Below are 19,200 nucleotides of genomic sequence, written 5' to 3'. Positions count from 1 at the left end.
AGCTTCAGACTGGCAAGTTCCGCCGGCCCCGGCCTGCCTGCCATCGGGTGATGGTGCGCAGGCCGGGGCCAATACGCGGCGCCGGCGGGGGAGTGGAGCCCGCTTGCCGGGCCTCGAAGCTTGCGGGGTCGCGGCGGCGGGGCATCGGCCACAGCCGTCTCGACCCTCGCGCTCAATCAGCTTTGCGGGGCAACGCCGATGTACTTGTACTGATGGATAGCGTCATCCAGGGGATATTTCGGGTTGTGGACGATCTGGAACACGCTCACCACCCGCTGCTTGATATCGCCATTGCTATCGAAGGCGACCGTCCCTTGCAGCGTATCAACGGTGAGGCCGGCAATCGCCGCGCGCACGTTCTGCCGCGTGGGCTTCTTGCCTTCGCTCACCACTTTCTTGATCGCTGCGATGATGACGAGCGTGCCGTCATAGGAGGTGATGGCGTAATCGTCCGGCGCCTCGTTGAACTTGGAGGTATAGGCGTTCATCCAGTTCGCGATCTTGGGATCTTCCGTCATATGCGGGGAGGCGTTGGTGACATACCAACCTTCCGCCGCGGGGAAGCCCGCGCCGGTCGTGACGTCCGGCGTATACATGCCGTCGCCCGCGCCCTTCTTGATGCTCGGCACGATCTGGTAGCTCTGCTTGACGAGCTTGACACCCGCATTGCTCACGCCGCCGTAGTAGAGCGAGGTCGCGTTGAGGGACTTGATCTTGGTGAGCACGGAAGAATAGTCCGACGCATTCGGGTCGAGCCGGTCGCGGCCGAGCACTTTGAGGCCCTTGGCCGCGGCCTGCTTCTGGAAGGAATCAGCCAGCCCGACGCCATAAGCGCCGCTGTCATCAAGGATATAGACATCCTTGAGGCCGAGCGTTTCGGCATAGAAATTGGCCATGTTCGGGCCCTGGAAGGCGTCGGTCGTCACCGTCCGGAAGAAGGTGGGTTTGCCGGACGGCATGTACTGGGCGGCGAATTGCGGGTTGGTGAGATCGGGGTTGGTCGCAGAGGGGGTGATGAGCGCGATGCTCGCCTCATTCAGAATAGGCACCATCGCCTTGGCCGAGCCGCTCATTTCCGGGCCGACCGCCGCCACCACATGCTGGTTGGAGACGAGCTTGCGGGCGTTGGTGGCGGCCTGGGCGGGGTCATACTGCCCGGCGGTCGGCGTCGCGTTGTTGAGGATCATCGGCTTCAGCGTGTAGCCGGGGATCTCGTTAGCGTCGTTCGCTTGCTGGATGCCAAGGAGCGCGCCGTTCATCATGCGCTTGGCGCCCGCCGCATCCGCCCCGGTGATCGGGAAGGTGAGGCCGATCACCAACTCCTTGGTAGCGGCCTCTGCGCCGCGCGGCAGGCCGATGGCCGCACCAAGCGCGGTGCCCGCGAACAGTGTGGCGGCAGAACGTCTCGTAATCATCGATAGATCTCCTAGATCATGACTTGTACGCATCGTTGCGGCTTTTCCGCCCGCACCAAGAATTGAAGCAAGCATCGCGCCGCCGCAGAAGTCCAGAGGAAATGTGCGGCCGGCCGCAAAGACTCCTTCTCAGCTCTTGAAGGCCTTATCCCATACCGCATAGCTATAGGCGCTGACCGGCTTTTTCGAGATCACAGGTGTCGATTTGGTCGACAGAAGTTCGTTTACCGTCCGATCATAATCGGCCGGCTGCAGATAGCCCCACGGCGTCGTGCCGAGCAGCTTGACCACCTCCTCCACCATCCGGGTTTGGTGTTGCTTCGTCAAAACACCAGCTGTGTCGGCGGCGAGGAGGATTTTTACTGCTTCGGCCTGATGCTTGGCCGCATAATTCCACCCTTCTTTTGAAGCCTTGAGGAAACGGGCGAGCCGATCAACCATCGCGGGCTTGTCGAGCGTCGATTGCAGAACGTAGAGCCCGTCTTCGAGGGTTGCCACACCCTCCTGCTGGTACTTGAAGACGATGAGTTGTGAGGGCTTCATGCCAGCTTCGATGAGCTGCCAATATTCGTTGTAGCTCATGGTCGAAATGCAGGCCGCCTGCTTCTGTAGCAGAGGATCCACGTTGAAGCCCTGCTTGAGCACGGTGACATCGGGGTGCGACCCGCTCGTTGAATAGCCAAGCTTGGCCATCCAGGAGAGGAACGGATATTCGTTGCCCGAGAACCAGACGCCGAGCGTCTTGCCCTTGAAGTCGGCCGGCGTCTTGATCCCGCTATCCTTGCGGCAGGTCAGTTCCATGCCGGAATGCTGGAAGACCTGGGCGATATTGACGATCGGAACGCCCTTCTCGCGCGTCGCGAGCGCCGAGGGCATCCAGTCGATCACCACATCGGCGCCGCCGCCAGCCAGCACCTGATCCGGGTTGATGTCCGGCCCGCCCGGCTTGATGGTAACGTCGAGGTTCTCAGCCTTGTAGAAGCCCTTTGCCTGGGCCACGTAATAGCCGACGAACTGCCCTTGCGTAACCCATTTGAGTTGCAGCGTCAGCGCATCCGCCGCCTTCGCCTCCCGCACCGCGAGCGGCGCCAGTGCCGCCAAAAGCAGCAGCCCGCCCGCCTTTAGTACAAGCCGCCTCATTCTTTCGCGCATCCAATCCTCCCTCGTCATTGAGATCATGGACGGCGGAGCAAGTTTGATGCCGTGGCGCCCCCAAGGCCCAAGCTAGCTGCCGCCGCCGAGGCACGCCAAGCCGCCGCTGGCCCGCGCGAGGCCGGCCGGGGCGCAGTCTTCGCCGCCTTAAGGCCGCCCGCCCCGCAGGGAGGGGTGCCAGAAGGTCAGCAGTCGCTCGAGCCCCGCGATGAGCGCGAAGCTGACCGAACCCGCAAGTGCCGCGACGCCGATCGTCGCCCAGACGACATCGAGGTTCATCCGCGCCGCCTCGGTAGAAATGCGAAAACCCATGCCCCGCGTCGGCGTGCCGAAGAATTCGGCGACGACCGCGCCGATCAGCGCCAGGGTGGAATTGAGCTTGAGCGCGGTGAAGATCATCGGCAAGGCCGCAGGCAGGCGCAGGTGGAGAAGCGTGCGCCAATAGCCCGCGGCATAGGTCCGCATCAGGTCGCGCTCCATCGCCCCGGCTTCACCGAGGCCCGCGCGGGTGTTCACGAGCATCGGGAACAGTGTCATGAGTACCACCACGGCGGCCTTGGAAGGCCAGCCAAAACCGAACCACATGATGGTAATAGGGGCAATGCCGATGATCGGCATGGCGCTGACGAGATTGCCCAAGGGCGTCAGCCCGCGCTGCAGGAAGGGCGAACGGTCGATCGCGAGGGCGAGCAGGAAGCCAGCCCCGCAGCCGATGGCGTAGCCGGCGACCACCGCATGCAGAAAGGTCTGGGCGAAATCCTCCCACAGGATGCCGAGATGGCTTTCGATCGCCCGCCAGATCGCCGAAGGCGGCGGCAGGATCACGAAAGGCACATGCAGGCCGAGCACCAGCATCTCCCACAGCCAAAGCAGCAGCAGGCCGAAGAGGATCGGCGTCGCCAGCCGGTCCGTCCGCCCTTCGCCGCGCGCGAAGAGCGTGAGGGCTGCGAGCATCAGGGCAAGGCCGATCGCGCCGGTCACCCAGGGATAGTGGTTCGGCACGAGCAGATCGGCCCGCGCCAGCGTGCAGAAGAAGAGGGCCGCCGCCGCCATGATCCATTGCGCGCCGCGCCGCTCGTCCCGCGGCCCGGGGCTCACAGCCGGCCTCCGCGCCCGGCAATGAGGGCGCGCTCGGCGAGCGTCACCAGCATCAGCGCGAAGAGGGCGAGCAGGCTCGCCATCACCAGCGCGCTCCACATCATCATCGTCTGCCCGTAATAGCTCCCGGCCAGCAGCCGGGCACCCAGCCCGACCTGGGCACCTGTCGGCATTTCGGCGACGATCGCACCCGTCACCGCGAGTGCGACCGCGACCTTGAGGCTCGGGAACAGGAAGTTCATCGAGGCCGGCCAGCGCAGCTTGGTGAAGACCATCGGGCGATCCGCGCTATAGGTGCGCATGAGGTCAAGCAACATGGGATCGGGCGTGCGGAAGCCCTTCACCATGCCGACGGTGACGGGAAAGAAGGTGAGGTAGCCCACAATCAGCGCCTTGGGCGCCAGGCCATGCACCCCGATCGCGCCGAGGGCGACCACCAGCATCGGCGCGATGGCGAGGATCGGCACCATCTGGCTCGCGATCACCCAGGGCATCACCGACCGATCGAGCACGCGGGCATGCAGGATGCCGATCGCGAGGAGAATGCCGAAGAGCGTGCCGATGACGAGGCCGGCGCCTGCCGCTTCAGCCGTATAGGCAGCCTGCAGCAGGAGGTTGCGCGGCGAGGTGAGCGGGTAGCCGAAGACGCTGTCGAGGAGCGCGCTCATGATCTGGTCCGGCGCCGGCAGCACGGGCCTGTCCATCGACCAGCAGGCCCGCACCACCGCCCAGAGATTGCCCTGCTGATCGGGGTCCATCAGCGCGCGCGCCTGGGGCAGGTTGAGCCAGATCGCCGCAGCATACCAGAGGATCAGCACCACGGCGAGCACCGTCGGGATCGGCAGGATCCGCCCGGCATAGGCCGCGCACCGGCGCTCAGACATGGGCGTAGCCGATATGCAGCGCCTCGCGCACGCGCTTGGAGAGCGCGATGAAGCCCGGACTCTCGCGATCCTCAAGGCGGCGAGCGAGCGGCAGGTCGCTCTCGATGATCTCCACGATCCGGCCCGGCCGGGCCGACATCACCACGATATGGGTGGAGAGGAATACCGCCTCGGGGATTGAATGGGTAACGAAGACGCCGGTGAGGCCGGTACGCGTCCAAAGTTCGTGCAAGTGCAGGTTGAGCCCATCGCGGGTGATCTCGTCGAGCGCGCCGAAAGGCTCGTCCATCAGCAGCAGGCTCGGCTCGAAGCTCAGCGCCCGGGCGATCGAGACCCGCTGCTGCATGCCACCCGAGAGCTGCCAGGGGAATTTCCGCGCCACATCGGCCAGCCCCACGAGGTCGAGATGCCGGCGCGCCTCCCGCTCGCGCTCGGCGCGGCCAAGGCCCATGATTTCGAGCGGCAGGGTGACGTTGCGCAGCACCGTGCGCCAGGGCAGCAGGGCTGGCGCCTGAAACACATAGCCATAGGCGCGGGCGAGGCGGGCGGCACCCGGCGTCATGCCTTGCACCCGCAGCAGGCCGCCGCTCGGCTGCACGAGGTCGGCGATAGCGCGCAGCAAGGTCGTCTTGCCGCAGCCGGACGGGCCGATGAGCGAGACGAAGGCGCCCTGCGGCACCACGAGATCGATCTCCGATAGCGCAAGGGTCGCCCCCGCTCCTTCGCCGAAGCGGATGGAAAGCTTCTCCGCCACCACCGCCGCCTCCCGCGGCGAAGGCGCCGATGCCGGGGCGGCGGCCACCGCTGTCACCGCCGCACTCATGCCGCCTCGCGCTCGGCAAGCAGCCGATCCATCGCCAGCACGGCTTGCAAGATGACATGGGCGCCGGCCGCGACATGCTCGACTTCGGCGCTTTCCAACTCGTTATGGCTGACCCCGCCGGCGCAGGGCACGAAGACCATGGTGGTCGGCGCAACGGCGGCGATATAGGCCGAATCATGCCCGGCGCCGGACACGATATCCCGGTGCGGCAAGCCCGCCGCCTCCGCCGCCTCGCGCACGGCCCGGACGCAGGCGGCATCGAAGCGCACGGCGGGGGAGTTCCAGATCTGCGTGAGGGCCGCCGAAACCCCGCTCGCCGCGGCGATCTCGGCGATGCGCTGGTCGAGCTTGCGCTCCATCTCGGCCAGCACCGCATCCTCGGGGTGACGGAAATCGACGGTGAAGAAGGTCTCGCCCGGGATGACGTTGCGGCTATTGGGCCGCGCCTCGATGAGGCCGACGGTGCCGACCGCATCGGGTGCGTGTTCCATCGCGATGTGATGCACTGCCTCGATCATCCGCGCGGCGGCGAGCAGCGCATCGTGGCGCAGCCGCATCGGCGTGGAGCCGGCATGGCTGTCATTGCCCGTCACCGTCACTTCGTACCAGCGCATGCCCTGCACGCCTGTGACGACGCCGATGACCTTGCCTTCCGCTTCGAGGATCGGCCCCTGCTCGATATGCAGTTCGAAATGCGCGGCGAGCGGATGGGCGCCACAGGGCTCGGGGCCGACGAAGCCGATCTCGTGCAGCGCATCGCTGAAGCGGATGCCCTCGCGGTCCTCGCGCGCATAGGCCCATTCGCGCGAGAATTTCCCCGCGAAAACGCCGGAGGCGAGCATGGCCGGGGCGAAGCGACTGCCTTCCTCGTTGGTCCAGTTGATGATCTCGATCGGCCGCTGCGTCTCGTAACCCGCATCCTTGAGCGTGCGCAGCACTTCGAGCCCGGCGAGCACGCCGATGATGCCATCGAATTTGCCGCCCGTCGGCTGGGTATCGAGATGGCTGCCGATGGCGATGGGGGCGAGGCTGTCATCCTTGCCCGGCCGGCGGGCGAAGATATTGCCCATGTCGTCGATCGCGATGCGGCAGCCCGCGGCCTCGCAGGCGGCGATGAACCAGCGCCGCACCTCGGCATCGAGCGCGGTGAGCGTCAGCCGCTTGACGCCACCCTTCGCCGTCGCGCCGATCCGCGCGGTCTCCATCACCGTATCCCAGAGCCGCGCCGGGTCGATTGTCAGGTTGCTCGGGATCGTCATGGGATCGGAAGCCTTCCGTTCAGGAGGATGCAGGCTCAACGCGGAGCGGATTGTTCGGATGCTCCTTCCAGGTTGCGAAGGGCAGGCCGGTTTCGACCGGTCGCATCGTGATGCAGCCATCCACCGGGCAGACGTGGCTGCAGAGATTGCAGCCGACGCACTCCTCGTCGATCACCTCATAATGGCGCCGCCCGTCCTGCCGCGTGGCGCTGATCGCCTGATGCGCGGTATCCTCGCAGGCGATGTGGCAGAGGCCGCACTGGATGCAGTGCTCCTGATCGATATGGGCGATGGTCTTGAAATTGATGTCGAGATCTTCCCAATGGACGAAGTTCGGCGTCGCCGCCCCCTGGAAATCCCGCAGCCGGGCATGGCCCTTGCCATCCATCCAGGTGGCGAGGCCATCCGTCAGATCGTCGATGATTCGGAAACCGTGATGCATCGCGGCCGTGCAGATCTGCACCGTGCCGGCGCCGAGGGCGATGAATTCCGCCGCGTCCCGCCAGGTGGAAATACCGCCGATGCCCGAGATCGGCAGGCCCGGCATATCGGCGGCGCGCGCGATCTCCCCCACCATGCGCAGCGCGATAGGCTTGACGCCCGGCCCGCAATAGCCGCCATGCGTGCCCAAGCCCCCCACCACCGGCTCAGGCGCCATACGGTCGAGATCCACCGAGACGATCGACATGATGGTGTTGATGAGCGAAACGGCATCCGCGCCGCCGCGATAGGCGGCCCGTGCCGGCTGCAGGATATCCGTCACGTTCGGTGTCAGCTTCACGATCACCGGCATGCGGGTGTTCTGCTTGCACCAGCGCGTGACCATCTCGACATACTCAGGCACCTGGCCGACCGCGGCGCCCATGCCACGCTCGCTCATGCCGTGCGGGCAGCCGAAATTCAGCTCGATCCCGTCCGCGCCGGTCTCCTCCACCCGCGGCAGGATCGCTTTCCAGGCCTCCTCGACGCAGGGCACCATGAGGCTGACGACGATCGCGCGGTCAGGAAAATCGCGTTTGACGCTCTTGATCTCCTGGAGATTGAGCTCGAGCGGCCGATCGGTGATCAGCTCGATATTATTGAAGCCCATGATGCGGTGCCCGCCATAGGAGATCGCACCGTAGCGGCTCGACACGTTGACGACCGGCGGATCCTCGCCGAGCGTCTTCCACACGACGCCGCCCCAGCCGGCCTTCAGCGCGCGGACGACGTTGTATTCCTTGTCGGTCGGCGGGGCGGAGGCGAGCCAGAAGGGATTCGGGGAGCGGATGCCGGCGAAGGTGACGGAAAGGTCTGCCATAGGGTGCCTCCTGCTGTCTCTCTCTGCCGCCGGCTCAGGCCGTGAGCGCGCGATGGATCGCGGAGGCGGCGTCTCGCCCATGCGCCACCGCCTGCACCGTGAGATCCTGCCCGACGCCCACGCAATCGCCGCCGGCGAAGACCCCGGGCAGGGAGGTGCGATAGTCGGCATCGACCGCGATGCGGCGGCCGGCGAGGCCCGGCCGCGCCGCCGCGGCGAGGGATTCGGGCAGGAAGCTCTGCCCCACCGCCTTGAGGATGAGATCGACGAACAGCGTCACCACCTCCTCGGTCTCGACCAGCACGCCGCCTTCGAGCCGCGTGCGGACGAGGTTGAAGCGGGCGGCCCGGCCATCGGGCCCCGGTTCGATCGCGCGCGGAGCGAGCCAATGGCGGATGCCGACGCCATGGGTCTGCGCCCATTCCTGCTCCACCTTCGTCGCCCCCATCTGGGCGGGGCCGCGGCGGTAGATGATCGTCACCGTCTCGGCGCCGAGCATCTTGAGCTGGCTCGCCGCGTCGATCGCGGTATTGCCGCCTCCGACGATCACCGCATGCCCCTGGGCGAGACGGGCCGCGGCGAGCGGTTCCTGCCGCAGCGTTTCGATAAAATCGACGGCGTCGAGCACGCCCGGCAGCTCTTCGCCCGGCACGCCGAGCCCGTTCGGCGCGGCAAGGCCGAGGCCGAGGAAGACCGCATCGAAGCTCTGGCGCAGATGGTCGATCGTGATGTCGCTGCCGATCCGCACGCCATATTCGATGCTGATGCCGTCGATACCGAGGATAAACTCCACCTCGCGGGCGGCGAAATCATCCACCAGCTTGTAGGCGGCGATGCCGTATTCGTTGAGCCCGCCCGGCTTGGGCCGCGCTTCGTAGATCACCACCTCATGGCCGAGGCGGGCGAGCCTATGGGCGCAGGCGAGGCCGGCGGGCCCAGCCCCCACCACGGCGATGCGCCGGCCGGTCAGCGCCGCGCGGGTGAAGGGCTGCTCGCCTTTGGCGAGCAGATCGTCGGTCGCGTAGCGCTGCAGCGCGCCGATCATCACCGGCTTGCTCTCCTGTGCATTGCGCACGCAAGCCTCTTCACAGAGGATCTCGGTCGGGCAGACGCGGGCGCAGCTGCCGCCGAGGATATTGCTCTCAAGGATGGTGAGCGCCGAGCCGCGCAGGTTGCCGGTGCGGACCTTGCCGATGAAGCCCGGAATGTCGATCCCCGTCGGGCAGGCTTCGATGCAGGGCGCATCGTAGCAGAAATAGCAGCGGTCGGCTTCCAGCCGCGCCTCGTCCGCCGTCAGTGGCGGGGTCATCTCGCCCAGCCGGGCCGCGACCTCCGCCGCGCTGCCGCAGGCGCCAATCCTGAAAGCATGACCCTGTCCCGACATCCCGCCTCCATTCCGCGCAAAGGCGGATGCTGCTGAAACCGCACCAAGGTGTCAACGGAGCGATGAGAACCCTTCCCAAGAGCGCCGCGCCGGTTCACCATGGGCGGGTTCTTTCGTGCAGGAGGATGCCATGTCCCTTCTCATCCGCGGTGGCGAGGTCGTGACGGCCGAGCGGCAGGTGCGGGCGGATGTGCTCTGCGAGGGCGGCAAGATCGTCGCCGTCGGGGCGGCCCTCGAAGCGCCGGCGGGCACCGAGACGATCGATGCCGGCGGCCTGCTCGTCATGCCGGGCGGGATCGACCCCCACACCCATATGGAACTGCCCTTCATGGGCACCGTCGCCTCCGAGGATTTCTTCACCGGCACCGCCGCGGGGCTGGCCGGCGGCACCACGATGATCATCGATTTCGTCATCCCGGCCGCCGGGGCTTCGCTGCTGGAGAGCTATCACACCTGGCGCGGCTGGGCGGAAAAGGCTGCGGCCGACTATAGCTTCCATGTCGCCGTCACCCACTGGTCGGACCAGGTGCATGAGGAGATGGGCGTGCTCACGCGCGCGCATGGCGTCAACAGCTTCAAGCACTTCATGGCCTATAAGGGCGCCATCATGGTGGAGGACGATACCCTCCTCAAGAGCTTCACCCGGGCGCTGGAACTGGGCGCGGTGCCGACCGTGCATGCCGAGAATGGCGAAGCGGTCGCCTATCTCCAGCAGAGCCTGCTGGCGCGGGGGATCACCGGGCCGGAAGGCCATGCCCTCTCCCGCCCGCCGGCGGTGGAGGGCGAAGCCGCGACCCGCGCCATCGCGATCGCGGGGCTGATCGGCGCGCCGCTCTACATCGTGCATGTATCGACCGCGGAAGCCGCCGCTGCCATCGCCCGCGCCCGCGCCGAGGGCCAGCGTGTCTATGGCGAGGTGCTGGCCCAGCACCTGGTGATCGACGAAAGCGTCTATCAGAACCGGGATTTCGCCACCGCCGCCGCCCATGTCATGAGCCCGCCCTTCCGGCCGAAGCACCATCAGCAGGCGCTCTGGGCAGGGCTCGCCGCCGGGCAGCTGCAAACCACGGCGACCGACCATTGCGCCTTCTGCGCGCCGCAAAAGGCAATGGGGCGGGAGAATTTCACCATGATCCCGAACGGCACGGCCGGGATCGAGGACCGGATGAGCGTGCTCTGGCACTACGGCGTACGCACCGGCCGGCTGACGCCTTCAGAATTCGTCGCCGTCACCTCCGCAAATACCGCCCGCATCTTCAACATCTATCCCCGCAAGGGCGCGGTGGAAGCCGGTGCCGATGCCGATCTCGTGCTGTGGGATCCGGCGGCAAGCCGCACCATCTCTGCCAAGACCCATCACCAGAACGTCGATTTCAACGTCTATGAGGGGATGGAGGTGACGGGCCTTGCCGCCACCACGATCGCGCAAGGCCGCATCGCCTGGCACCGCGGCGAACTGCGGGCCGAGCGTGGCGCCGGCCGCTATGTCGAGCGGCCGTGCTTCCCGCCGAGCCTCGCGGCCCAGACGCTGCTCAACGCCGCCCGCGCGCCGAAGCCGGTCGCGCGCTGAGAGCGTCCCCGCTTGCGTCCATCCAGACGCAAGGAAGGTTATGGAGTTGCCCAATCACCCGAGAAAGTCGTGCCGTCCGGTCGCTTTCCCCGGCTGGCGCCGATCCGGCAAGCGGGGCCCGCGGCCCGCTCGGCGGGGTAGAGCTCAGACCGCGCCGGGGGCGCGATCCGCAGCCCGTGGGCCAGGCCGCCCTCAATGCGGCTTCGGCCTCAGGATCGCGATCAGATTATCGTCCGTCGGCAGGCCCAGATACCAAGGCACCGTCATCGTGAAACCCGCTGAACCGGCCAGGCGATGAAGCGAGCTTTTGGTGAAATAGTTACAATGATCCGGGTATCTGAAGCCACACCAGCGCCGCTGCATGAGTTTCCGATTGAGCGAGTCGAAGTTCGGAACCTTAACAACGACGATGGAGCCAGGCCGCATCTTCGGCCTCAGGGCACACAGCACATCCCGCGCATCGGCGTCATGTTCAAGGTATGAACGCAGGATCGCCGCGGAGAAAAACGCATCCTGGAAGTGCTTGATACCGTCGGCCGCCGCCATCTGGATGGCACGCCCACCCTTTCTCGCGAAGACCGCATCCGCCGAACGCGCGAGGCCTGCGGAAATCTCGATGCCATAAGGCGTAAGGCCGGGCTTCAAAGCGGCGCTGAAGCCGCCATTGCCGCAGCCAAGATCGATCACCGGCCCCGCTTCCGCGAATTTATTGACGATATCGGCCGGCTGCACGCGAGGAAAGATCCTGAAGCGCCATTTCGTTGATTGATCTATGAAATCAAGCAACGGATAGTTCTTTTTCCTGAACGCCGCCTCCTCCGCATGGGTGTTTTCCCAGGCCAGCTCCTCCGCAAAGGCGGAAGCCAGCGGCACTTCGGGCAGGAAGGCGAAGCCGCATTGCCGGCATGAGACGATGCGCCAGGCATCTCTGCGATATTTTGTGGGAAGACCCTGCCGCCCCGGCGCCAGGCAGATCGGGCAATCGCGCTCCCGCCGCAAGATTTTCTTAACTTCTGTCATTGTCGCTTCCCAAGGCGCTTGCAGCAGCCCCTTACGCCGCGCGCCCCCCGGGGGAAGTGCTGGCTCCGCCGCCCGCCCCTGGAGGCGTCTGGTAAAAGGCCTGGATCTCGATACAGGCCCAGGGGATCGCCTCACCCACCCGCCGGTTCAGCCGCCACCACCAGCGCTGATTTTCGAGCGGATTGAGAATGCCTTCCGAGGCAATGCGGAAGCCGCGCAGGCTGAGCAGGCTGAGGCCGGAGAGCGCCTGCATCCGGCCGAGGAAGCTTCGCTGCGAAAAGGTCTGGATATGGCTCCAATGGCGCGCCGGGTTCCGGCGCAGCGTCCAACTCACATAAGCCGCCCGCGCCCAGGCGAGTGGCGGCAGGAAGATCGGCACGCCCACGATCAGCCGTCCGCCCGGCTTGAGAACCCGCTCCAGCGCCGGAATGGCGCGGTCGAGGTCGGCGAGATGTTCAAGAACCTGCTCGCAGACAACAACGTCGTAGCGTTCTGAAGGAACTTCCGGCATGCCCGCCATAAGGTCGCTCCGCTTGATATCGCGGAACAGATGTTCGCCATAGAAATCCCGCGCGAGATAATCGGCGCCGTCCAGATCGATCGCGTGGAAATGCGGGCGCGGCTCCAGATGGCGCAGGAGGGAGGCCGTGCCGAAACCGACATCGAGCACTTCCATCCGTTGGCCGAGGGCCAGAAACGCCGCCGCCCATCGGTCGATATCCTCCGCCGCGGCATCATACCGTGCCTGGCGCAGGCTGTAGCGCGGGGCGCGGGTCGGATCGACACCGAATGCCAGGGCGGGCGGCTTCCCCCGAGGCGGCAGGGGCATCGGACAGTACAAGGCCGTCGGTTGATGCGTATCGTCAATCATCTTGCGCTGCTTTGGGTCTTTTCGCGATGGTGCAGAGGCCGAGCCTGCGGGGAAGCCTTCGCAGAAGCCGCTTACGATTGAATTACGCTCCAAAAACGACATTTCATTTCAATCTCTGCTAGCACCAGTTTTCAGGTTCTGGAGCGGCGCAATCGCGATGATGGCGCTGGCGTCACCTCGGCGCCGCTCACGACCTTGCTGAGCGCCAGCGCGCCTGGCGGGCGCGGGCGGCGCATGGCCACGCCCGCCCGCTCCCCCGATGCCTGGCCCCCACTTGCTTGACAGGGCCTGGCATGAGTGTTGGGCTCGCCTTCCAACGATCAACAATAACCGCCTGGCCCACCCAGGCGGGAGGAGAGCTGGTGAGCACCATCACCTACCTCACGCGCATCGAATTCGGCGAAGGCGAGTTGCGGCGGCTGCCAGAATTCCTGGCGGAGCTTGGCGCCCGCCGCCCGCTGATCGCGACCGATCGCGGCATCGTCGCGAGCGGTCTTGCCGCGCGCGTCACCGATCTGCTGCCGGGCGCGCCGCTCTTCGACGGGACGCCCGCCAACCCGACCGAGGAGGCGGTGCAGGCCGCCCTCGCCCTCTATCGCGCCGAGGGCTGCGACGCGATCCTGGGCTTCGGCGGCGGCTCCTCGATCGATCTCGCCAAGGCGGTGCGGCTGCTCACCGGGCATGCCGAGCCGCTCGTGCAATATGCCGCTGTCGAAGGCGGCTCAGCCCGCATCCATGGCCGCATCTGCCCGATGATCGCGATCCCGACCACGGCGGGCACTGGCTCCGAAGTCGGACGCGGGGCGCTCATCACCCTCGCCGATGGCCGCAAGCTCGGCATTCTCTCCCCGCATATCCTGCCCTCGATCGCGCTCTGTGATCCGGAGCTGACCTACGGCCTGCCACCGATGCTCACTGCCGCCACCGGCATGGATGCCATTTCCCATTGCCTTGAGACCTTCATGGCGCCGGCCTTCAACCCGCCCGCCGAGGCAATCGCGCTGCATGGGCTTGCGGCGGCCCTCGGCGCCATCGAAACCGCGGTCGCCGAGGGCCGCCAGGCGGAAGCCCGGCGGCAGATGATGGTGGCCGCCTTCGAAGGCGCCATGGCCTTCCAGAAGGGCCTCGGCGCGGTGCATGCGCTCACCCATCCCTTGGGTGCCATCCGCAGCCTCAACCTGCATCATGGCACGCTCAACGCCGTGCTCATGCCCGAGGTGCTCCGCTTCAACCGCCCGGCGATTGGCGGGAAATGGGCGATCCTACAGGAGCGCATGGGCGGCCCGCCGGATGAGGTGATCGCCGGGCTCAATCGGCGGCTCGGCCTGCCCCCGGGCCTCGCGGCGATGGGGGTGACGGAGGCGATGATGGATCAGGTGGCGGAAGCGGCCTTGCGCGATCACTGCCACGCCACCAATCCGCGGCCAGCGACGGCCGCCGAGTATCGCGCGATCTTGCGCGCCGCAGCATAGTTTGCCGCAGGGCAGCGTAGCTTTTGCCTCTGGCGAGATCAAAAATTTTGCCCCATGCTCACGCTCCAAGCCGCAGCTCGACATGCGGCAGCGCAGGGGAAAGGTCACCGGAATGAGGAACACGCGTCGCACGCTCATCACGCTCGCCATCGCAGGCGGGCTTTTCGCCGCCGTCAGCCCGGCCCAGGCCAAGGAGTGGCGCATCGGCTTCGTGCCGAAGCTCATCGGCATTCCCTATTTCAATGCCATGAAGGAAGGGCTCGACAAGGGCGGCAAGGCATTCGGCGCCAAGATCATCTACCAGGGCCCGACGACGGCCTCCGTCTCTGGCCAGGCAGAGATCGCCCAAGGCATGATCAATCATCACCTCGATGCCGTCGGCGTTTCCGCCAATAGCCCGACCGCGCTCGAGGTGCAGGCCAACCGCGCCAAAAAGGCCGGCATCCTGTTCTATTCGAGCGATTCGCAGGTCGATGGCGATGCCGTCTCGCTCCGCGTCTCCCAGGCGAACGACCAGGATATCGGTTTCGCCTGCGCCGATCAGGTGGCCCAGCAGATCGGCGGCTCGGGCGATATCGCCCTCGTCTCCGGCGGCCCGACGGCGACCAACCTCAACGTCTGGATCGGCTATATCAAGCAGCGCATCGCGCAGAAATATCCCAACATCAAGATCGTCAGCATCCAATATGCCGGCGAGGATATCAGCAAAGCGACGGACCTGACGGCGCAGCTGCTCTCCGCCTATCCGCATCTGAAGGGCATCATCGGCGTCAATTCCACTGCCGTTCCGGGCGCGGCCCAGGCGGTGCTGCGCGCCGGGCTCACCGGCAAGGTCGCCGTCACCGGCGTGACCGATCCGAACACCATCCGCACCTATGTGAATGACGGCACGGTCAAATCCGTCGTGCTCTGGAACCCGATCGATCTCGGCTATCTCACCGTCTGGGGCGTGGTGCAGGAACTCGAACACAAGCCGTTGCAGGCTCAAAACACCGTGCCCGGCCTCGGCACCATCAGCTACGATGCGGCCACCAAGACTCTGCTGCTCGGCAAGCCGCTGATCATCGACAAGTCGAACATCGGCCTCAACTTCTGAGCCGCAAGCGGCCCCGCCATGCGGCGTGTCGAACTGCGCGGGATCGCCAAGAACTTCGGTGGCGTCCACGCCCTCAAAGGGGTGGATGCTACCATCGAGGTGGGCCGCGTGCTGGTGCTTCTCGGTGAGAACGGCGCCGGCAAATCCACCCTCATCAAGGTGATGACGGGGGCGGTGCGGCCCGATGGCGGGGAGATCCTGATCGACGGCACCCGCATCGCCCTCAGAGACCCCGAGCATGCCAATAGCCTCGGCATCGCTGCGGTCTATCAGGAGCCGATGATCTATCCGCATCTCTCGGTGCTCGAAAATATCTTCGTCGGGCGGGAGATGACGGATGCCTTCGGCCTCGTGCAGAAGGCGCGCATGGCCGAAGCGGTGCGCCCCTGGCTCGCCGAGCTTGACCTGCCGGAGAGCATCCTCGGCCGCGGCATGGGCTCGCTCGGCCTCGGCCATATGCAGCTCGTCCTCATCGCCCAGGCGCTGGTGCAGGATGCGCGTGTGATCATCCTCGACGAGCCGACCTCGATCCTCTCCCGCGCCGAGACGGACCGGCTGGTCGAGATCATCAAGCGGCTGAAGGCGAATGGCCGCGCCATCGTCTATATTACGCATCGGCTGGAGGAAGTGCCGCGCATCGGCGATCAGGTGACGGTGCTGACGGACGGGCGCGTCACCGGCAACTATCCGGCGCGGGAGGTCTCCGGCGAGCGGCTGCTGCAACTCATGGCCGGCAAATCGAGCGAGGCCCAGGCAGCCGAGGTCGAGGCCGCACGCCATGCAGCGGTTGACGGCAAGCCCCTGCTCAGCCTGCGCGGCCTCTCGCATCCGCATTTCTTCTCGAACGTCGATTGGGATATCCCGGCCGGCGCCATCACCGGCGTCTATGGGCTGGTGGGCGCCGGGCGCTCGGAGGTCGCGATGAGCGTCTTCGGCGCGCTCGCCCCGGCTGGCGGCACCATCACGCTCGACGGGCAGCCGATCGCGCCGCGCTCCCCGGCCGAGGCCATGCGCCTCGGCATCGGCTACCTGCCGGAAGACCGCAAGCGCCAGGGCATCTTCTCGCCACGGTCGCTCGAGAGCAACCTCACCAGCAATGCGCTCGGCCGCTTCCAGCGGCGCGGCCTGCTCGATTTCGCCGCCTTGCAGGTCGAGGCGCTGCGCATGATCCGGCATTTCGGCATCAAGGTGCCGGGGCCTGAAACCGCGATCGGCGCGCTTTCCGGCGGCAACCAGCAGAAGGGGCTTTTCGCGCGCTGGGCCGGCCGGCCGCTCAAGCTCCTCATCCTCGACGAGCCGACGCGCGGGATCGATCTGCGCACCAAGGAAGAAATCCACGATTTCATCCGCGGCCTCGCCCGCGCCGGCCTCGCCGTCGTCGTCATCTCCTCCGATCTTGCGGAAATCCTCGCCCTCGCCCAGCGGATGATCGTCATGCGCCAGGGCCGCGTCGTGGACCGCATGCAGGGCACCGAGATCGCGGCGGAACGCGTGCTCGCGGCAGCCCTCGGCACCGGTGGCGCGCATAGCGCCGGGCAAGATGCGGGGCATGCGGCGTGAGGGGCTGGCGCGGGCTCCTGCCCCTACGGGAAGCGGCGCTGCTCGGCGCGCTGCTGCTCGTCACCCTCGCCGTCAGCCTCATCTCCCACGGCGCCTTCTGGGATCCGGTCAATCTCCGCGCGCTGATGGTGACGGCCGCGATCACCGCGATTCCGGCGACCGGCATGACGATGGTGATCCTCACCGGCGGCATCGATGTCTCCATCGGCTCGATCCTCGGCCTTGTCGCCGCCATCTGCGGCACGGCTTTCGAAGCGCATTGGCCGCTCTGGATCGTCATGCCGATGTTCGGCGTCATCGGCGGGCTCCTGGGCGCGGTCAACGCCGCCATCATCCTGCCGGGGCGCGTGCCCCCCGTGGTCGCAACACTCGGCACGCTCAGCATCTATCGCATGTGCGTCTTCCTCGTCACCGGCAGCAACTGGATCACCACGATCCCCGGCGCACTGACGACGATCTTCATCGCCCTCCGCATCGCCATCTTCCCGGTGGCGAGCGTGCTGGCGCTGCTGCTGATGGCCGCCGTCGCCTTCCTGCTGCGCCGGCACCGAACCGGCCGACACATCTACGCCATCGGCAATAACGACGAGGCGGCGCGGCTGGCGGGCATCCGCGTCACGCTCATCCGTGCCGGCACTTACGTCTTTCTCGGCATCTGCACCGGCTTCGCGGCGCTTTTGCAACTCGGGCAAAGCCCGCTCGTGCAGACCTCGACCGGCACCGGTTTCGAGCTGACCGTGATCGCGGCGGTGGTGCTCGGCGGCACCGAGCTTTCCGGCGGCCGCGGCTCCATCCTCGGCACGCTGCTCGGCACGCTCATCGTCGGGCTCGTCACGGATGCGATCGTGCTCATCCATGTGCAGCCCTTCTGGGGTGGCGTCATCCTCGGCCTCATCATCCTCGCCTCGGTCGGCGCGGGGCGCGGCAGGGGCGAAAGCGCGAAGGGATTGGCCTGAGATGGCTCTGCGCTTCGGCCGCATCCTGCTGCTCCTGCTTATCGCCTTCGCCGTGCTCGGCGGCTTCGCGCTGGGCGACGCGACCATCCTCTCGGAGGATAATCTCACCAGCATGGCGGTCTTCGCCGTCGAGGTCGGGCTCATCGCCTTCGGCCAGACGCTGGTGATCTGCGGCGGCGATGGCGGTATCGATCTCTCGGTCGGCGCCATCTCCGCCCTCGCCCAGGTGGCGCTCGGCCTGCTCATCCATGCCGGCATCCCCTGGCCGATCGGGGTGGCGGCCGCGCTGCTCGCGGGGCTCGCCGCCGGCCTCGTCAACGGCCTCGCCGTCACGCGCTTGCGCATCCCGCCGATCATCGTGACGCTCGCGACCATGTTCGCCTTCGGCGGCCTTGCCCTCGTCGCGACCCACGGCATCAATATCGACCTGACCGCCGGGCCGCCTGCCTTCCTCGCCATCGGCCAGGGGCTGGTGGCCGGGCTGCCCTTTCAGGTGCTGTTCATCTACCTGCCTATCTTCGCCGTCTTCGCGGTGCTGCAGCACCGCAGCGGCTTCGGCCGGGCGCTCTACCTCACCGGCACCAATGCCCTCGCCGCCCATCTCTCGGGCATTAACGTCAGCCGCGTGCGCGCCACCACCTATGTGCTGGCGGGGCTACTCTCGGCGGCTGCCGGCATCGTCCAGGCGGCACGGCTCGGCACCGCCTCCCCCGATGGCACGGACCAGGCCAATCTCATCAGCATCGCGATCGTCGTGCTCGGGGGGGCCAGCATCTTCGGCGGCGATGGCTCGGTGATCGGCACGCTGGTTGCCACCATCGTCATCGCCATCGCCGACTACGGGCTGAGCTACAACAACTTCAACCCGATCTACCAGGCCGGGGTGATGGGCATCATCCTCGTCGTCGTCGTGCTGCTGGAAAACCTGCTGCGGCGGCACTGGGCCGGGCGGCGGCGCGCTTGACCCGAGCGGGCTATAGCGGGAAGGCGCGGCCATCCGGAAAGACGACGAAGTTGCCGCGCGTGCTATGGCCGAACCAGTCCCCGTAATCATCCTGGTGCAGGCCACGCACCGCCTCGAAGCCCTGGCTGCGCGCATCCGCCCTTGCCTCCGCCGCGCTGATGCTGCCGGTAAAGCACCAGCCGCCCAGCTGTTCCGGCGTCATCGGCGTGCCGACGGGGCCGGAGCTCATCGGGCTTGGCTGGGCGTGGGCGGTGCTGCCGAAGCCGGGCAGGCCACAGCCGCCGGCCGCGGCGCCCCCGAGAAGAATGGCGATCGCGATCATTCTGCGCATGTCGGCCGCTCCCTCCCTTGCGGGCCGGCCGGCCGCCGAGGGCCC

At 66.8% G+C, this 19,200-nt stretch carries 17 protein-coding genes; 6 read left to right on the top strand and 11 right to left on the bottom strand.

Annotation, left to right across the window (positions count from 1 at the left end; genetic code table 11):
- Positions 1 to 176 precede the first annotated feature (176 nt).
- The 8 genes from ACYQ7X_RS09445 to ACYQ7X_RS09410 form a co-directional block, all read right to left on the bottom strand.
- Complete coding sequence (locus tag ACYQ7X_RS09445; protein ID WP_459696745.1) at positions 177 to 1,415, bottom strand: branched-chain amino acid ABC transporter substrate-binding protein; 1,239 nt, start codon at positions 1,413 to 1,415, stop codon at positions 177 to 179.
- A gap of 129 nt (positions 1,416 to 1,544) precedes the next feature.
- Positions 1,545 to 2,585 (bottom strand): ABC transporter substrate-binding protein, encoded by a 1,041-nt coding sequence (locus ACYQ7X_RS09440; RefSeq protein ID WP_459696743.1) that lies wholly within the window; start codon positions 2,583 to 2,585, stop codon positions 1,545 to 1,547.
- Positions 2,586 to 2,714: 129 nt separating this feature from the next.
- Positions 2,715 to 3,665 carry an ABC transporter permease gene (locus tag ACYQ7X_RS09435; RefSeq protein ID WP_459696742.1) on the bottom strand — a complete coding sequence of 317 codons (951 nt, stop codon included), beginning with the start codon at positions 3,663 to 3,665 and terminating at the stop codon, positions 2,715 to 2,717.
- Positions 3,662 to 4,549 (bottom strand): ABC transporter permease, encoded by an 888-nt coding sequence (locus ACYQ7X_RS09430; protein WP_459696741.1) that lies wholly within the window; start codon positions 4,547 to 4,549, stop codon positions 3,662 to 3,664. The genes ACYQ7X_RS09435 and ACYQ7X_RS09430 overlap by 4 nt, the downstream gene beginning before the upstream one ends.
- Entirely contained in the window at positions 4,542 to 5,360 is an 819-nt protein-coding gene (locus tag ACYQ7X_RS09425; RefSeq protein ID WP_459696740.1) for an ABC transporter ATP-binding protein, read from the bottom strand. Before ACYQ7X_RS09425 ends, ACYQ7X_RS09430 begins: the two co-directional genes overlap by 8 nt.
- Positions 5,361 to 5,368: 8 nt before the next feature.
- Positions 5,369 to 6,631, bottom strand: a complete 1,263-nt coding sequence (locus ACYQ7X_RS09420) for an allantoate amidohydrolase (protein ID WP_459696739.1) — start codon at positions 6,629 to 6,631, stop codon at positions 5,369 to 5,371.
- Positions 6,632 to 6,650: 19 nt separating this feature from the next.
- Complete coding sequence (preA, locus tag ACYQ7X_RS09415; RefSeq protein ID WP_459696737.1) at positions 6,651 to 7,931, bottom strand: NAD-dependent dihydropyrimidine dehydrogenase subunit PreA; 1,281 nt, start codon at positions 7,929 to 7,931, stop codon at positions 6,651 to 6,653.
- Between the two features lie 34 nt (positions 7,932 to 7,965).
- Positions 7,966 to 9,315, bottom strand: coding sequence for an NAD(P)-dependent oxidoreductase (locus tag ACYQ7X_RS09410; protein ID WP_459696736.1), 1,350 nt, complete (start codon positions 9,313 to 9,315; stop codon positions 7,966 to 7,968).
- 130 nt (positions 9,316 to 9,445) lie between these two features.
- On the opposite strand from ACYQ7X_RS09410, the gene hydA reads away from it, so the two are divergent.
- Complete coding sequence (gene hydA, locus ACYQ7X_RS09405; protein WP_459696735.1) at positions 9,446 to 10,885, top strand: dihydropyrimidinase; 1,440 nt, start codon at positions 9,446 to 9,448, stop codon at positions 10,883 to 10,885.
- 192 nt (positions 10,886 to 11,077) lie between these two features.
- Here the strand turns inward: hydA and ACYQ7X_RS09400 are convergent, their stop codons facing one another.
- Together ACYQ7X_RS09400 and ACYQ7X_RS09395 are read right to left on the bottom strand one after the other, a co-directional pair.
- Positions 11,078 to 11,905, bottom strand: a complete 828-nt coding sequence (locus ACYQ7X_RS09400) for a class I SAM-dependent methyltransferase (RefSeq protein ID WP_459696733.1) — start codon at positions 11,903 to 11,905, stop codon at positions 11,078 to 11,080.
- A 31-nt stretch (positions 11,906 to 11,936) separates the two neighbouring features.
- Positions 11,937 to 12,734 carry a class I SAM-dependent methyltransferase gene (locus tag ACYQ7X_RS09395; RefSeq protein WP_459696732.1) on the bottom strand — a complete coding sequence of 266 codons (798 nt, stop codon included), beginning with the start codon at positions 12,732 to 12,734 and terminating at the stop codon, positions 11,937 to 11,939.
- A 404-nt stretch (positions 12,735 to 13,138) separates the two neighbouring features.
- On the opposite strand from ACYQ7X_RS09395, the gene ACYQ7X_RS09390 reads away from it, so the two are divergent.
- The 5 genes from ACYQ7X_RS09390 to ACYQ7X_RS09370 all read left to right on the top strand — a co-directional run bounded on the left by ACYQ7X_RS09390 (position 13,139) and on the right by ACYQ7X_RS09370 (position 18,824).
- Positions 13,139 to 14,248, top strand: a complete 1,110-nt coding sequence (locus tag ACYQ7X_RS09390) for an iron-containing alcohol dehydrogenase (RefSeq protein WP_459696730.1) — start codon at positions 13,139 to 13,141, stop codon at positions 14,246 to 14,248.
- 112 nt (positions 14,249 to 14,360) lie between these two features.
- Entirely contained in the window at positions 14,361 to 15,344 is a 984-nt protein-coding gene (locus tag ACYQ7X_RS09385) for an autoinducer 2 ABC transporter substrate-binding protein (protein ID WP_459696728.1), read from the top strand.
- Between the two features lie 18 nt (positions 15,345 to 15,362).
- Positions 15,363 to 16,904 carry a sugar ABC transporter ATP-binding protein gene (locus ACYQ7X_RS09380; RefSeq protein WP_459696726.1) on the top strand — a complete coding sequence of 514 codons (1,542 nt, stop codon included), beginning with the start codon at positions 15,363 to 15,365 and terminating at the stop codon, positions 16,902 to 16,904.
- The gene (locus tag ACYQ7X_RS09375) at positions 16,901 to 17,860 is read left to right on the top strand and encodes an ABC transporter permease (protein WP_459696724.1); all 960 of its coding nucleotides are present in this window, start codon (positions 16,901 to 16,903) and stop codon (positions 17,858 to 17,860) included. The genes ACYQ7X_RS09380 and ACYQ7X_RS09375 overlap by 4 nt, the downstream gene beginning before the upstream one ends.
- A 1-nt stretch (position 17,861) precedes the next feature.
- The gene (locus ACYQ7X_RS09370) at positions 17,862 to 18,824 is read left to right on the top strand and encodes an ABC transporter permease (protein WP_459696723.1); all 963 of its coding nucleotides are present in this window, start codon (positions 17,862 to 17,864) and stop codon (positions 18,822 to 18,824) included.
- Positions 18,825 to 18,834: 10 nt separating this feature from the next.
- Here ACYQ7X_RS09370 and ACYQ7X_RS09365 read toward each other — a convergent pair whose 3' ends face one another.
- Positions 18,835 to 19,155, bottom strand: coding sequence for a hypothetical protein (locus ACYQ7X_RS09365; RefSeq protein WP_459696722.1), 321 nt, complete (start codon positions 19,153 to 19,155; stop codon positions 18,835 to 18,837).
- Positions 19,156 to 19,200: the final 45 nt, after the last annotated feature.

The sequence above is a fragment of the Acidisoma sp. C75 genome, assembly GCF_054665095.1.
Note: the sequence above shows the minus strand (reverse complement) of the source record. Positions and strands in the feature narration are given on the sequence as shown.